The organism is Pseudomonas sp. R1-7 (assembly GCF_051132105.1).
Classification (GTDB): Bacteria; Pseudomonadota; Gammaproteobacteria; order Pseudomonadales; family Pseudomonadaceae; genus Aquipseudomonas.
In genome coordinates, this window is sequence record NZ_CP071661.1 from 2954077 (window position 1) to 2967572 (window position 13496).

A 13496-nucleotide genomic window follows, 5' to 3' on the forward strand; every position below is an offset into this window, starting at 1 on the left:
GTCACCCTTGACGGTAAGCGCTTGGCGTGACGCCCACTTCCCGCCGGAACACCTGGGAAAAATGGCTTGGACTGGAATAGCCGACTTCAAGGCCAACGTCGATGATGCTGCGCTCCGTTTCGAGCAGCAGGTGCCGGGCGCGGCTCATCCGCTGGCGGATAAAGTACTGCGAGGGGGACAGGCCCGTGGCGCGCTTGAACATGCGGCTGAAGTGGTACTCGCTCAGCTCGGCAAGCTGTGCCAGATGGGCGAGGCTGAAGTCGCTGTCCAGATGTTGATTCATCGCTTCGATGACTCGGCGCAGCTTGTACGCCTGGAGCGCGTTGCTGCGTCGGGCTCCGTTGGGCACATCGAAGTAGTTGCGGACCAGATGCACCGCCAGCGCCTGCGCCAGGCTATGGATAAACAATGGGCTGGGCTGGCGTTCGTCGATGAGTTCGCCGCGCAGTTGATCCATCATCAAGCGCACTCGATCATCCCGGGCGCCTGAAATGTCGAGGAAGGTGACCGGGCCCGCCTGGTCGCCCAGCACGTCGCGGGCAGCCTGATCGATCAACGACAGGCCGAGATAGAGGTGCATCACCTCGAACGTGTCGCAGCCTTGGGTTTGCCAACGCATTTCGTAGGGCTGGTGGGTATTGGTGAGGAAGAAATCGCCGGCCCGAACGTCGGCGGCTTCCCATTCGCCTCCCTGGGAACGTTCCTCCACCCGAGCGGCGCCCGCGAGTACCAGGACCAGGAGTGGTTCCGCTACGGCAGGCACCAGGATCGGCTCGACAAGGGTGGGGTGACTGAATAGCTGCACCACCACGTCTCGCATCGGCGACAGTGATGGCAGAGCCTGCGGCTTGCCCGGCATGTAGGCGAGCATCGATTCAGCCGTGACGCGCTGATTGTCGTTCAGGGTGGGACCTCCGGTTCAGTCTTATGCATCCCGGGCATCGTCGGCAGCCTGCGTCCTGAAGCGCTCGATAAGCCACTTCGCGGCAGGTCCCGGTGGGGTGTCGGTGCGGTAGATGACATCAAAGGCGTAGTCGCCGCCAATGCAGTCTGGCAATTCAAGCCGCACCAGGCGGCCGCTGGCCAGGTCTTCGCTCACTCGATCGATGGGCATGTTGCCCCAGCCAATGCCTTCGCGCAGCAACATGTGCTTCGCGCCGAGATCAGCCAGGCGCCAAGTGCGCGTACCGACGACCGCGAACTCCTGGTCCTGGGTGAGTCTGGAGCGATCGGTTAGCACCAACTGCACGTGGCCGCGCCCGGCACCCGGGGCATTGGGCCCGGTCGCAGCCAAAGGGTGGCCGGGCGCGGCAACCGGTATCAGCGCGACGCTGCCCACGCCGATGCGCTCGATGCCATCAAGGCTGTGGGTAAGGGGCCCGCTGACGCCCAACGACGCGCCTCGATCGAGTACCTTTTGCGCCACAGCGCCCAGGGCTTCGACATGGAGATGCAGCGACACGGTAGGGAATTCCTCCCGAAAGGCCTTGAGCGCGTCGACCACGCGCTCGCCGGGCATCATCACATCGAGCACCAGATGTACCTCGGCTTCCAGCCCGTGCAACAACCCGCGGACCTTGGCCCGCAAACCGTCTATTCCGTTGTAAATGGTGCGCGCCTCGGCCAGAACCGTGCGCCCGGCGTCGGTCAGTTGCGGTTTGCGGGTGGTCTTGCGGTCGAACAGGCTGACGCCCAATTGCATTTCCAGGTTGGCGATGGAATAACTCACCACTGAAGTGGCGCGATGCAGCTTACGCGCGGCGCCGGCGAAACTGCCAACGTCGACCACCGCAAGAAACACGCGTAACTGATCGAGGGTAGGGGTGCCCGGGTCTGGAGTCATCGCTGGTCTCGTGAACGTTTTGGTGCATATTATCGGCGTTTTGCCGATAAGCCAGGCCCACCTGAGCCTGTCGTCAGGCTGTCATCTTGCGATTAAGGGCGACAATCTGCTCATGGGTAAACTGACTGCCGGGAGCCATGAACTGCGCCGATAATTCCGATCTTCATTTCAATCACCTCGCCAATGGACAATCTGCAGGTTTCATCATTCTTGCGGTGGTTTGTAGCCCGCCAGCATCTGCAGAATCTCATCGTGTGAGCCGTTCGCTTCGGCAAACCGTAATGGCTTGGCGCGCTCGACAACAAGTTCCTTTGGAGTCGGATTGATTTCGAGCAGTTCGAAAATCTCCTCCAGGAACTCGTCCAAGGGCATGGCGTTTTCGTCATTCTCCTGGCCAAGCAATGTGGTACGTACACCCGGCGGAGCTAGCTCGATCACTTCGACCGACGAGGCCTCCAGCTGCACTCGAAGACTTTGGGTAAACGAATGGACGGCCGCCTTGGTTGCGCTGTAGGTCGGCGTGGCAGGTAGCGGGACGAATGCCAAGGCAGAACTGACATTTACGATCGTGGCGCTGGGCTGCTTGGTCAGTTGGGGAATAAATGCGTACGCCATACGAATGGTGCCAAGAAGGTTCGTTGTCACGATATTTTCGGCTGTGATCAGATCATCCGGATCAGTCAGATCCTCCCAATGCATGATGCCTGCGCTGTTGATCAGAACGTTCAAGTTCGGATGGCTGATGGCAAGCGCTTCGCTGGCGCCCAGGATGGATTGTGGATCGCGCACGTCCAGCAACACGGAATCAATGCCGGGATGTTCCGCCACGATCTTGTCGAGCAGCGCCTTTCGCCGTCCCGCGATGATTACGTTGTTGCCAGCCTCATGAAATTTGAGCGCCAGGCCAAGGCCTATGCCTGAGGTGCCGCCAGTAACCAGAATCGTGTTGTCGGTGCTGTTCATAGTAAACTCCGGTGTGAGTGCTTAAGCGGACAGGTGTCCACTTAGGCAAACGTACCGGACAGTTGTCCGCTTAGCAATGCATCAAGGAAAATTCTTGCTCATGACCGACGAACCGGTGATGCGTTCTGACGCCAAGAAAAATCGCGAACGGATACTGGAAGTAGCCGTGGTCGAGCTGACAAACGATCCGGCGGTCCCGCTGAGCACCATCGCCAAGAAGGCCGGCGTAGGGCAGGGCACGTTCTATCGCCACTTCGCCACCCGGGAAAAGTTGGTTTTCGAGGTTTATCAATTCGAAATGCAGCAGGTGGCTTCGCTGGCGGAACAGCTACTCGCCACAAAGCCACCCAAGCAAGCCCTCCGGGAATGGATGGACTGCCTGGCTGAATACGCAATGACGAAGGCAGGACTTGCGACGGCGATACGCCAGGCGTCCGCTGCCTACGAGTTTCCTGGAAAATCGGGGTATGCCCCGGTCCAGGAGGCCGCAGAGTTGCTTTTGAGGGCGAATGAAAAGGCCGGGACCATTCGTAGCGGGGTCACCCATGACGACTTTTTCCTGGCCATCGGTGGCATATGGCAAATGGATTGCCAAAGCGAATGGCGCCCGCGTCTTGCCAGATTGATGGACCTGGTTATGGATGGCTTATGCGCGGGCAGCCCTGAAAGTTTGAAGACAAGCGACGTTTAGCATTCAGCGCTGGGCCGTCTTTGAGAGGGGCGGCCTCCCATTACATCTCTGCCGAGCAACGCAACGTGCGTTCGATTGCTTCTTGGAAGATTGACATATCGGTAAATCTCGATATGATCGCGCCATGGACTTGATCGAAATATTCAAAGCGCTCTCAAACCCTACGCGCCTCCAAATTCTGAAGGGGTTGAAGGATCCCGCAAAGAACTTCCCTCCGCAGGATGAAGGAGACGTTCTCACGGTAGGCGTCTGCGTCAGCAGTATTCAAGAAGGCATCGGACTGTCGCAGTCAACGGTGTCCGGTTACCTTGCAACGCTGCAACGGGTGGGCTTGGTCGAAGTCAGGCGCATCGGTCAGTGGACCTACTACAAACGCAATGAAGCGAACATCAGGGCACTGGCTGAGATCATAGGGAAAGAACTGTAATTTTTTACCGTAGGATATCGATATATCTCGATATCCCATATTATCGATGCGAGGTTCTATTCATGAAAGCGATGGTACTTAAAGCATTTGGTGGCCCGGAATCGTTCGAACTGCGTGACGTGCCCAAGCCGGTGCCTCAGGCAGGACAGGTTCTGGTGCGGGTACATGCGACCTCCATCAACCCCTTGGACTACCAAGTCCGACGTGGCGATTATCCCGACCTGGTGCAACTGCCGACCATTACCGGACACGACGTATCGGGTGTCGTCGAACAAGTCGGCCCCGGGGTAACGAGCTTCGCTCCGGGCGATGAAGTCTGGTACACGCCGCAAATATTCGACGGTCCGGGAAGCTACGCCGAATACCACGTCGCGGCCGAAAACATCATTGCGAAGAAACCTTCCTCACTGACTCATCTTGAGGCGGCAAGCCTGACCCTGGTGGGTGGGACGGTATGGGAAGCCCTGGTCGTGCGCGCAGCGCTCAGGGTGGGCGAGAGCATTCTCATACACGGTGGGGCGGGGGGCGTCGGCCATGTGGCGATTCAGGTAGCAAAAGCCATGGGGGCACGGGTGTACACGACCGTGCGCGAGGCAAACACCGAGTTTGCAAGCAGCCTGGGTGCCGATGTGATCATCGATTATGAAAAAGAAGATTACGTCGACGCCGTTATTCGGGAAACCGGTGGCCGCGGGGTCGATGTCGTATTCGACACCATCGGCGGCAACACACTGTCACGCAGCCCGGACCTGCTCGCACAACTTGGCCGTGTTGTCACGATCGTCGACATTGCCCAGCCACAAAACGTTGTCCAGGCCTGGGGCAAGAACGCGAGCTATCACTTCGTTTTCACCCGACAGAACCGCGGCAAGCTCGACGAGTTGAGCGCATTGGTAGAGCGCGGCCAGTTGCGACCACATGTTGGCGCGGTCTATTCGCTTGCCGATATCCCGCTCGCCCATGCCCGGCTGGAAAGCCCCAACAACGGTATCCGAGGAAAAATCGCGATAGCGATCGAGCCATCGCTCATTTCGTAGATTCAACCTGGATAACCGTCCAAGCCATTTTCGAGGCACATCATGATTTATGAAATCGCTCTGCTCCCGGTTCACAAAGAACGCATTGGCATGTTCCCGCGCGCATTCGCCGAGGTCGCTCCGTTGCTCACCCGCGCAAAGGGGTACCGCGGCCACTTGCTGGCGCAAGGGATTGAAACGCCCCAGCAATTCAACCTGATCGTGCGATGGCAATCACTCGAGGACCATACGCCGGGTTTCGAAGAAAGCGAGGACCATCGGATGTTCATGATGGGCTTGGAGGAATATTTTTCGGAAGAGCCGACGGTCTACCATATCCAGGGAACACCCTTTGCTTCGGACGAATGTAATGATTCGAATAAATTCTGAGCAATCAGCCTTACGTCTACGTCCAAACTCCTCAACGCATTCTTTAGATGCCAGAATCTCCTGACTGAATCGTTTTGGAAATCACCATGCTTCGCGTATTTGAACAACGACTCGATCCTTTTCCGCCCGACGAACTCCCCCCACCGCCCGACGGCCTGGCGCGGTTCCTATGGGCATGCACGCGGGGCGCCCGTGGTTATGTCCTGGCGTTCGCGCTGCTCAGCGCCGGTGTGTCGATCTACGAAGCGTGGTTGTTTTCATTTCTCGGCCAGGTCGTGGACTTGCTGTCGACCTGGCAGGCAGGCGGCGATGCGGCAGCCCAGGAGCGTCGAGTGCTGTGGGGCATCGGCATCATGCTGGTCACCAGTATTGGGCTGGTCGCGTTGCGCACGATGGTGCAGCACCAGATATTGGCGATCAACTTGCCGTTGCGGCTGCGCTGGGATTTCCACCGATTGATGCTGCGACAAAGCCTTTCGTTCTTCTCGGATGAATTCTCCGGCCGGGTCACCACCAAGGTGATGCAAACGGCGCTGTCGGTGCGCGAGGTGCTGTTCACCCTCATAGAGATCGTTCCCGGGATTGGCGTGTATTTCATCGCGATCATCGCCCTGGCGGGTGGCTTTGACGTGAAGCTGATGCTGCCTTTCCTTGCCTGGGTGATCTTGTTCGGTATCGCGATGCGGTACTTCGTACCGCGCCTGGAGAAAGTAGGGCAGGAACAGGCCAATGCGCGATCATCCATGACCGGGCGTGTCTCTGATGCCTACACCAACATCACCACGGTAAAGCTGTTCTCCCACTCCAAGCGCGAAGCGCATTTTGCCCGTGCTGCCATGGAGGATTTCAAGCAAACCGGCTTTCGCCAGATGCGCCTGGTCAGCCAGTTCGAAATCGTCAACCAGGCCCTGGTGGTCGGGTTGATCATGGGGTCGGGCGGGTATGCCCTATGGCTGTGGCATCAAGGTGAAGTCGGCACCGGGGCCGTCGCGGCGATCACTGCCATGGCGTTGCGCATCAATGGCATGTCGCACTGGATCATGTGGCAGATGACCTCGCTGTTCGAGAGCATCGGTACCGTGCAGGATGGCATGGAGACCCTGACCCGTGGCCCCAAGGTGCAGGATGCGCCGAACGCCGGCGTGCTGGTAACCACGGGTGGTGCGGTAACGTTCGACAACGTGAGCTTCAATTACAACGGTGAGCGCCAGGTGCTCGATGGCCTGAGCCTGAGCATTCGCCCAGGAGAAAAGATTGGCCTGGTAGGCCGCTCCGGTGCCGGGAAATCCACGCTGATCAACCTGCTGCTGCGTTTCTACGATGTGGACAGCGGCGAGATTCGAATCGATGGGCAGAACATCGCGCACGTCACCCAGGACAGCTTGCGCAGCGCCATCGGCATGGTCACCCAGGACACGTCGCTGCTGCACCGCTCCATCCGTGACAACATTGCCTACGGCCGCCCTGACGCGACGGAAGAACAGATCCGCAGCGCAGCCGCCAGTGCCCAGGCCGATGGATTCATCAATCAACTGAGCGATAAGCAAGGTCACTCCGGCTACGACACCCTCGTGGGCGAACGTGGCATCAAGCTTTCGGGCGGCCAGCGTCAACGCATCGCCATTGCCCGGGTGATGCTCAAGAATGCCCCGATTTTGCTGCTTGACGAAGCCACCAGCGCCCTGGACTCGGAAGTCGAAGTCGCCATCCAGGAAAGCCTCGATGAAATGATGAAGGGCAAGACCGTGATCGCGATTGCGCATCGGCTGTCGACGATCGCGGCTATGGACCGGCTTATCGTGATGGATGAAGGGCGGATCATCGAGCAAGGCACCCACAGCGAATTGCTCGGGAGGAACGGGACCTATGCGCGGCTCTGGCATCATCAGAGTGGCGGGTTTTTGGGTGAGGACCAGGGGGTGGTTGAGGCGGTGGAGTAGGCACGAGGACACAATCCGTTAAACCGTTGCCACGTCGGCAGTTACGGTTGTGATTAAAGGGGACGCAATCCTTCGCCAGAGGTAACAACAAGTGCGGAAACCATGTGATTTATATCTGTGTGCCGAAGCGGATGTTTCGCAATTCAGGATGCTGCGCCTGTTCGATAAAGAAGTCATTTTAGAAGAAGGCACCGTGCGCAGTGGTTATCTCTTCGTGAACATTGAGAGGGTAAAGCTCGTGGCGGTAGTCTCCGATTTGCGACGGCGTAACGTGCCTTGTTTTAGCGTTCCTATAGAGTACAGGGATAGCCGTCTGACTTATGGTGCGGCATTTGAAATCGCAAAAAAGCATGCCGCAGAGCAAGGCGTGCTGGTAGGGGAGATAGGTCAGGAGCGGCGTCCGCCCCTGTTTTGGTCTTTTAGCCAGGTGGGCATTGGTCCTGCGGAGACAAAAACAGGCGGGGTGCTAATGGTCGATCGCTTGGATGGCCATCTGTGGAGTCAAAGTGAACACGAAGAGTATATGTATGACTTCAACAATATATTCTAATCCGGGCTTTTGAAGATTGACGGGCTCAAGGGGGTTCGGAATGGTCGTTTCACTTGTAAACAGCAGCGTTCTGCTCAAATCTATCTTTTACAGTCCCGTAACGCACAAGATCAGCTACGTTTTTTTAGTGGATGATGTTGAGATGAAGTTGACGGGGCAGTTGCATGAGGCTCTTGGTGTAAGAGGCGTCAAGTTCAGCGATGACCTTGAGCAGTTTTTATTGGCGCTCATGTCGATTGATCGGAGCGTGTCGAAAAAACTATGTTCCCTATCCTGGGCTTATGCGGGGGGTGAAGGAGTCAAGCTTCCAATCCCGCTATTGGGGCTTTAACTCTCGCTGGTCAAAAATAACCGGCTCACTGTTTTTGCGTAGCGGCCCCCCGACGGCCGCTCATGTAACACAGCAGCCCACCGACGGCGGTCAAAGCACTCAACGCATAGAACATCGTCGGTGCCGGGGTGTGCAGCAGCAGGTAGCCGCAGATCACCGGGCTCAGGGCGCCTCCGAGGGCTGCCAGGTTTTGTGCGCCGTAGTAGCTGCCGCGCAGTTCTTCCGGGGCCAGGGTATCGACGAAAAGGAATTCGGCCGGGTAGATGATCATTTCACCGAGCGTGAAAATGAACATCGCCACGCACCAAGTCAGCATGTCGTCCGCCAGGCTAAAGCCGATCAGGCCCAGGATGAACAGGCTGGTGCCTGCGGCGATCCAGTAGCGCAGCTTGTCCCGATCAAGGAACCGGCCGATCTGGTATTGCAGCAGAATGACTGTGATGGCGTTGCAGGCGAGCAGGGCGGCCATGATTTGCAACGCCCGTTCAGAATCGTGGGTCACTAGCAGGTATTGCGACAGATAGAGAGTAAAGCGGCCGTGTACCACCGTGCTGAGTAGACAGCCGCAGGTGAACATGATCAGGGTGCGGTCATTTTTCAGGGTCTTCAGCGTCTTGAGGAAACTGGGCGGTGGCGACGCGGCCGGTTTCGACGCGGGGTCCGCAGGAATGCCGGTCATCAGGAAGATGCTCGCAAACGCGATGCCTCCGGCGATCAAGAAGGGTGCGATCGGATAGACGCCAGCAATCACTACGCCGAGCATGGGGCCGGTGGCATAGCCGATGTTGGTCAAGGTGTAGCGCAGAGAAAACGCCTTGGCCCGCTGGCCAATGGGCAGGTTTTCGCTGAGGATCGCCTTGGACCCGATCAGGAACAGCGCGGACGCGGTCTCGGTGATGACGACGGTCAGGGTGGTCAGGTAAAGGTTCTTGGCGAAGGTCAGCAGCACGAAGCCGATGGCGCTGGAGAGCATCGCCAGGATCAGCAACCGACGTTTTTCCAAGCGATCGATGACGTAGCCGCCATACAGGGCCAACAGAGTCGCGGTGAACACCGCGATGCCGAGCAGCAAGCCAACGTCCTGTTGGTCGAGGCCCAACTTGTTGCTCAGGAACAGCGTGAGCAAGGGACTGGTGATGGCGCGGCTGACCACGATGGTCAGTGACACGATCATCAAGCGTCGAATGACGAGCGAGTAAGTGGCCACGGTGATAACAAATGTCCTTATTCAGATGTCGGTTTGCGCCGCGATGACCCAAGCCACCGTTCCAGTGTGCGGACGGATTCCATTTCTTCAATGCACCACAGTTGATCCATCAGTCCAGCCGCCTGTTCGGGTGGCATCACCTGCGTCGCCAAGTCGAGAAACTTCTCTTCCAGGGCCACAACAGCCAGTGGATTGCCCGGCGCCCCCAAGGGCACGTCTACGCACAGGCTCGCCTGCCGACCCTCCACGGTCCGCAGCGTCACCACCGGCTCGCCATCCTCGGACAGTCGTGGGTCTACTTCAAGATGGATGCGCGACATCCATTGGCCCATGCGTGGATCGCTGCGCTGCAGATCGTCGTAAGCCTGCAATCGACAATGCCCCTGCAGCAGTCGCGCCGCCAAGGCATACGGCAAGCTCATTTGAGCGCCGGCAAGGGTGGTGAGGTCCCGGCCGCCACACATGCGGTGAAGAAACCCGCTTAGCGAAACGTGTACGTCTTCGACCTGGTCGAGCCGTATGTTCAATTGGTCCAGCAGCAGGCCAAGGGCGTCGATGGCCGAATGCGTGCCCCGGCAGGATGCGTAGGGTTTGATCGAGCAGCGGGCGAGCTTCCAGACCACGCCGAGATCCGCATCCAGCGCTTCGGGCGTTGAAGTTGCCGGAGCCAGGGTTTTCAGGAAGCCACCCCAGACATCGTCGAACAACTGCATCGGCCCACTGATGCCTTCCTGGGCAAATCGCGCCGCCAGCAGGCCACCCTCGGCGGCGCGTCCGCTGTGCAGTTTCTTGCTTTGCGAGCCGTCGTGGATGAAGGCCCACAAACCGCCGCTGAAACTGCCGGCGATGCCCAGGGCCGCCAAGGTCTGGTGCACATCCAGGCCGAGGATGCGCGCGCTGGCTGCGGCTGCACCGAATACGCCACAGGTCGCGGTGGAATGCCAACCGGCGCCGTTGTGGGCAGAATAACCGCCGCTGGCTTCGAGCACCCGACGGCCCACGTCGTAGCCGATCACAACGGCGCTGATAAGCTCGCGACCACTCACGGACCGTGGGAGCAGCGCTATTGCCGCCATCACCGCGGGCAGGACGACGGCACCGGAGTGATCGCAGCCCCCGGTGTCGTCCAGCTCCAGGGCATGGGCGGCGATACCGTTAAGCATCGCTGCCTGAGATGCGCAAACCTTCATGCCAGTGCCCCAGACCGGGACATCTCCTGCTTCACCCCCGAACACCTTGCGTGCCTGTTCGCCGATGCCGCTACCGGCGCCGGCCAGCGCGGCGCCGAACGTATCGAGGATATGGCGCTTGGCTTGCGCCACCAGCGCAGGCGGTAAATCTTCGAATCGCAGGTCCACACAAAATTGCGCCACGCGTTGCAAGCGTTCGCTCATGAAACATTGCCCCATGAAACACAGTCCCGATAATGCCGCTCATAAACCGATGCCGGATGGTCCTCGGCCGCCGGAGCTGCGGTAGCCGCCCACCAATTGGCGACCTCCGCGCCGGTGGCGATCCACACGTCATCGTGTTCTCGGATGCCCTTGATCAATTCACGCAGCACCCCAATCCGTCCCGGCGTGGCGATGATTTCGGGGTGCAGGCGAAGCACGTAGCAAAGGCCAAACCGGTGAAAGCCGGCGAAGTCCATCTGCAGATTGCCCAGGGTGTGGCTGTAGGAGGCGATCCGCGATTGTGCGGGCGGCACCGCCGGGCTCAGGTTGAAGGCGAAGTAAGGCTCATCCTCCAGTTCATAATGCAGCGGCACTTCAATCACGCTGGAAGCAGTCGGGTGAGCGAATGGCAAGTCATCGCCGCGCCACGACGAGGACCAGCGAATGCCCTGGTGTTTCAAGGCCTCGATGAACCCCGGCGCGCCATTGCCCGCCGGGATACGAAAACCGACCGGGCGCTGGCCGGTCAGCCTGGCCAGGGTTTCGCAGCCCTTGGCGATGTCGTTGTTTTGTGCCACCAGGTCCAGCGTGTCGTAGTCTTGATGACGGTAGCCGGCGCAGGCAATTTCGTGGCCATCGGCCAGGATCGCCTGGATGTGCCCGGGGTTTTCCTCGGCAACGATACCGGGGACAAACCAACTGCTGGGCACGCCGAGTTCTTTGAACAGGCCGAGCAAACGCTCCACGCCGCGCTGGGTACCGTAGCGCCATACCGACAGGGTCTTGTCACGTCCGGCGACTTCCGGGGCCTGCGTGAGAATTCCATGGATATCGTTGTAGTCGACGGTCAGGACCACGGCGCAGCGATAACCGTTCGGCCAGATTGGCAAGTCAACCATGATGATGCTCCTTGAGCCACCACTGGGCGACGTCGCGGCAGGTGGCGAACCAGACGTCGTCGCGCATTCGCATGTGTTCGAAGAGCTTTTCCAGCAGCAGGATGCGGCCCGGTTTACCGGTAATCTTGGGGTGAAAGAGGGTGGTCAGGCATAACCCTTCGTCCATGGCCCCGTCGTATTCGCGGCACCAGTTATCCAGGGTCAGCGCGTAACTGGCGGTGCGATCCAGCCCGGAAGGAAAGTTCGGCGCGCGGGTGTAGGCGAGGGAAGCGTAATCGTCCATTTCCCAGCGGCCAGGAATTTCCACCAGCGGCTTATCGAACCCCGGTACGTTTACCAAGTACGGCCGGTCATCGCCGCGCATGCTGCTGGAGTAGCTCACGCCCGCTTCCACCAGCATGGCCGGGGTTTCGGCGCGCCAGTCGCCGGACGGCGTACGAAAGCCCTCGGCGCGGATATTCAGGTGTTTCCAGAACACCTCGCGAGAGATGTTCATCACGTCCTTCTGCTGTTCCAGCGTCAGGGCGTAAAACGATTCGTGCTTGTAGCCGTGATAAGCCACCTCATGGCCGCGCTCGACGATCGCCTGGCACTGTTTCGGCCAGTTCTCCACGACCCAGGCCGGGACGAAGAAGGTCGTCGGGATGCGGAACTCATCCAGCAGATCGAGCACGCGTGGCAGCGCCCGATAAGGGCCGTAGCCACCGAAGCCGAAGTATTCGGGCTTGCGCCAGATCGAACCATTTAGCATGGCATCGCCGGTCGGGCCATCGAGGTCGAAGGCCAGGGCGAGGCAGGCCTTGTGTTTGTCAGGCCAGGTGGGTTGGGGCGAGGAGGACATCTGTAGTGCTCCAATAATCTTTCAAACACACAACCCATCCCTGTGGGAGCGAGCTTGCTCGCGATGAAGCCGGCACATTCAACATCTGCGCCGGCTGATACACCGCTTTCGCGAGCAAGCTTGCTCCCACATTGGATTCAGGTTGCCTGCGCTATCACTTCCCGGCGTTGATCGTCACGGTCTTGATCGCACCCAATTCCAGGTCCCACTTCTTGAGAATCGCCTGGTAGCTGCCATCATCGATCATGCTTTGCAGCGCAACCTTCACCGCCTCGCTGAGCTCAGGTTTCTTCTTGCTCACGCCCATCCCGCTGTACTGCTCGGAGATCGGCAGGCCCACGGTCTTGTACATGTCCTTTTCCTGAGTCTTGAGGTACGGCAGGGTCTCACTGCCTTGCATGGCGGCATCGATGCGGCTCTGGCGCAGTTGCGCACGGGCATCGGCCGAACCTTCGGTGCCGATTACATTGATAGCGGGCTTGCCGGCGGCTTCACAGTTGGCCTTGCTCCAGTCGGCGATTTCCGCCGGGAAGTTGGTGCGGCGGCTGGTGCCGACTTTCTTGCCGCACAGGTCGACGATTTCGTTGATGTCCTTGTTTTTCTGCAAGGTGTAGAACTGCGGACCGCTGGTGAAATAGTCGACGAAGGTCACGCTGGCCTGACGCTCGGCGGTGTCGGTCATGCCCGACAGCACCATGTCCACGCGGTCGGTGGTCAGGGCGTTGATCATTTGTTCGAAGCCGGTTTCCTGCCATTTGACCTTTACGCCAAGACGCTCACCCAGAGCGTTGCCCAAGTCATAGTCAAAGCCGGTGAGGGTGTTGGTGGCCGGATCCTTGAAATCCATCGGCGGGTAGTTCGGCATGATTGCTACGACGATTTCACCTTTGGCCTTGATGCTGGTCGGCAGTTGGGCCGCGAAAGTGAAGCCGGAGGCCATGACGCCTGCGAGTACTGCTGGAATAACGAAGTTCTTCATGGTCGTTCTCTTTTGAGTGTTGTGA

15 protein-coding genes are annotated in these 13496 nt (G+C 59.0%); 7 read left to right on the forward strand and 8 right to left on the reverse strand.

Translation table 11 applies throughout. The annotated features are described in order from the left end of the window. Position 1 precedes the first annotated feature (1 nt). The 3 genes from J3P79_RS13260 to J3P79_RS13270 all read right to left on the reverse strand — a co-directional run bounded on the left by J3P79_RS13260 (position 2) and on the right by J3P79_RS13270 (position 2806). A complete protein-coding gene (locus tag J3P79_RS13260; protein WP_434611248.1) occupies positions 2-871 on the reverse strand; it encodes a helix-turn-helix domain-containing protein in 870 nt (289 codons plus the stop codon). Between the two features lie 54 nt (positions 872-925). Further along, the gene (locus J3P79_RS13265; RefSeq protein WP_434611250.1) at positions 926-1843 is read right to left on the reverse strand and encodes a LysR family transcriptional regulator; all 918 of its coding nucleotides are present in this window, start codon (positions 1841-1843) and stop codon (positions 926-928) included. Positions 1844-2047: 204 nt separating this feature from the next. Then, positions 2048-2806 (reverse strand): SDR family oxidoreductase, encoded by a 759-nt coding sequence (locus tag J3P79_RS13270; RefSeq protein WP_434611253.1) that lies wholly within the window; start codon positions 2804-2806, stop codon positions 2048-2050. A gap of 100 nt (positions 2807-2906) precedes the next feature. On the opposite strand from J3P79_RS13270, the gene J3P79_RS13275 reads away from it, so the two are divergent. The 7 genes from J3P79_RS13275 to J3P79_RS13305 all read left to right on the forward strand — a co-directional run bounded on the left by J3P79_RS13275 (position 2907) and on the right by J3P79_RS13305 (position 8151). Further along, positions 2907-3497: a TetR/AcrR family transcriptional regulator gene (locus tag J3P79_RS13275; protein WP_434611256.1), complete on the forward strand. Its 591-nt coding sequence runs from the start codon at positions 2907-2909 to the stop codon at positions 3495-3497. Positions 3498-3621: 124 nt separating this feature from the next. Further along, a complete protein-coding gene (locus J3P79_RS13280) occupies positions 3622-3924 on the forward strand; it encodes an ArsR/SmtB family transcription factor (protein WP_434611259.1) in 303 nt (100 codons plus the stop codon). Positions 3925-3986: 62 nt separating this feature from the next. Then, a complete protein-coding gene (locus J3P79_RS13285) occupies positions 3987-4961 on the forward strand; it encodes a zinc-dependent alcohol dehydrogenase family protein (protein ID WP_434611261.1) in 975 nt (324 codons plus the stop codon). A gap of 42 nt (positions 4962-5003) precedes the next feature. Beyond that, on the forward strand, positions 5004-5330 hold the full coding sequence (locus tag J3P79_RS13290; protein ID WP_434611263.1) for an antibiotic biosynthesis monooxygenase family protein: 327 nt from the start codon (positions 5004-5006) through the stop codon (positions 5328-5330). A gap of 86 nt (positions 5331-5416) precedes the next feature. Beyond that, positions 5417-7270 (forward strand): ABC transporter ATP-binding protein, encoded by a 1854-nt coding sequence (locus J3P79_RS13295; RefSeq protein ID WP_434611265.1) that lies wholly within the window; start codon positions 5417-5419, stop codon positions 7268-7270. Between the two features lie 148 nt (positions 7271-7418). Further along, entirely contained in the window at positions 7419-7820 is a 402-nt protein-coding gene (locus tag J3P79_RS13300) for a hypothetical protein (protein ID WP_434611266.1), read from the forward strand. Between the two features lie 40 nt (positions 7821-7860). Further along, on the forward strand, positions 7861-8151 hold the full coding sequence (locus J3P79_RS13305; RefSeq protein WP_434611268.1) for a hypothetical protein: 291 nt from the start codon (positions 7861-7863) through the stop codon (positions 8149-8151). Between the two features lie 25 nt (positions 8152-8176). Here the strand turns inward: J3P79_RS13305 and J3P79_RS13310 are convergent, their stop codons facing one another. From J3P79_RS13310 to J3P79_RS13330, 5 genes are all read right to left on the reverse strand, one after another. Continuing rightward, positions 8177-9358 carry an MFS transporter gene (locus J3P79_RS13310; RefSeq protein ID WP_434611269.1) on the reverse strand — a complete coding sequence of 394 codons (1182 nt, stop codon included), beginning with the start codon at positions 9356-9358 and terminating at the stop codon, positions 8177-8179. Positions 9359-9375: 17 nt separating this feature from the next. Continuing rightward, positions 9376-10752: an MmgE/PrpD family protein gene (locus J3P79_RS13315; RefSeq protein WP_434611270.1), complete on the reverse strand. Its 1377-nt coding sequence runs from the start codon at positions 10750-10752 to the stop codon at positions 9376-9378. Then, positions 10749-11651 (reverse strand): polysaccharide deacetylase family protein, encoded by a 903-nt coding sequence (locus tag J3P79_RS13320; RefSeq protein ID WP_434611271.1) that lies wholly within the window; start codon positions 11649-11651, stop codon positions 10749-10751. The genes J3P79_RS13315 and J3P79_RS13320 overlap by 4 nt, the downstream gene beginning before the upstream one ends. Further along, positions 11644-12492, reverse strand: a complete 849-nt coding sequence (locus tag J3P79_RS13325; protein WP_434611273.1) for a polysaccharide deacetylase family protein — start codon at positions 12490-12492, stop codon at positions 11644-11646. Before J3P79_RS13325 ends, J3P79_RS13320 begins: the two co-directional genes overlap by 8 nt. A gap of 154 nt (positions 12493-12646) precedes the next feature. Continuing rightward, complete coding sequence (locus tag J3P79_RS13330; RefSeq protein WP_434611275.1) at positions 12647-13471, reverse strand: ABC transporter substrate-binding protein; 825 nt, start codon at positions 13469-13471, stop codon at positions 12647-12649. Positions 13472-13496: the final 25 nt, after the last annotated feature.

Coding starts and splice junctions, on each gene's coding strand:
- J3P79_RS13320 (WP_434611271.1), bottom strand. CDS start 11,651: ATGGTTGACTTGCCAATCTGGCCGAACGGTTATCGCTGCGCCGTGGTC.
- J3P79_RS13300 (WP_434611266.1), top strand. CDS start 7,419: ATGCTGCGCCTGTTCGATAAAGAAGTCATTTTAGAAGAAGGCACCGTG.
- J3P79_RS13285 (WP_434611261.1), top strand. CDS start 3,987: ATGAAAGCGATGGTACTTAAAGCATTTGGTGGCCCGGAATCGTTCGAA.
- J3P79_RS13290 (WP_434611263.1), top strand. CDS start 5,004: ATGATTTATGAAATCGCTCTGCTCCCGGTTCACAAAGAACGCATTGGC.
- J3P79_RS13280 (WP_434611259.1), top strand. CDS start 3,622: ATGGACTTGATCGAAATATTCAAAGCGCTCTCAAACCCTACGCGCCTC.
- J3P79_RS13270 (WP_434611253.1), bottom strand. CDS start 2,806: ATGAACAGCACCGACAACACGATTCTGGTTACTGGCGGCACCTCAGGC.
- J3P79_RS13330 (WP_434611275.1), bottom strand. CDS start 13,471: ATGAAGAACTTCGTTATTCCAGCAGTACTCGCAGGCGTCATGGCCTCC.
- J3P79_RS13315 (WP_434611270.1), bottom strand. CDS start 10,752: ATGAGCGAACGCTTGCAACGCGTGGCGCAATTTTGTGTGGACCTGCGA.
- J3P79_RS13265 (WP_434611250.1), bottom strand. CDS start 1,843: ATGACTCCAGACCCGGGCACCCCTACCCTCGATCAGTTACGCGTGTTT.
- J3P79_RS13260 (WP_434611248.1), bottom strand. CDS start 871: ATGCTCGCCTACATGCCGGGCAAGCCGCAGGCTCTGCCATCACTGTCG.
- J3P79_RS13305 (WP_434611268.1), top strand. CDS start 7,861: ATGGTCGTTTCACTTGTAAACAGCAGCGTTCTGCTCAAATCTATCTTT.
- J3P79_RS13295 (WP_434611265.1), top strand. CDS start 5,417: ATGCTTCGCGTATTTGAACAACGACTCGATCCTTTTCCGCCCGACGAA.
- J3P79_RS13325 (WP_434611273.1), bottom strand. CDS start 12,492: ATGTCCTCCTCGCCCCAACCCACCTGGCCTGACAAACACAAGGCCTGC.
- J3P79_RS13275 (WP_434611256.1), top strand. CDS start 2,907: ATGACCGACGAACCGGTGATGCGTTCTGACGCCAAGAAAAATCGCGAA.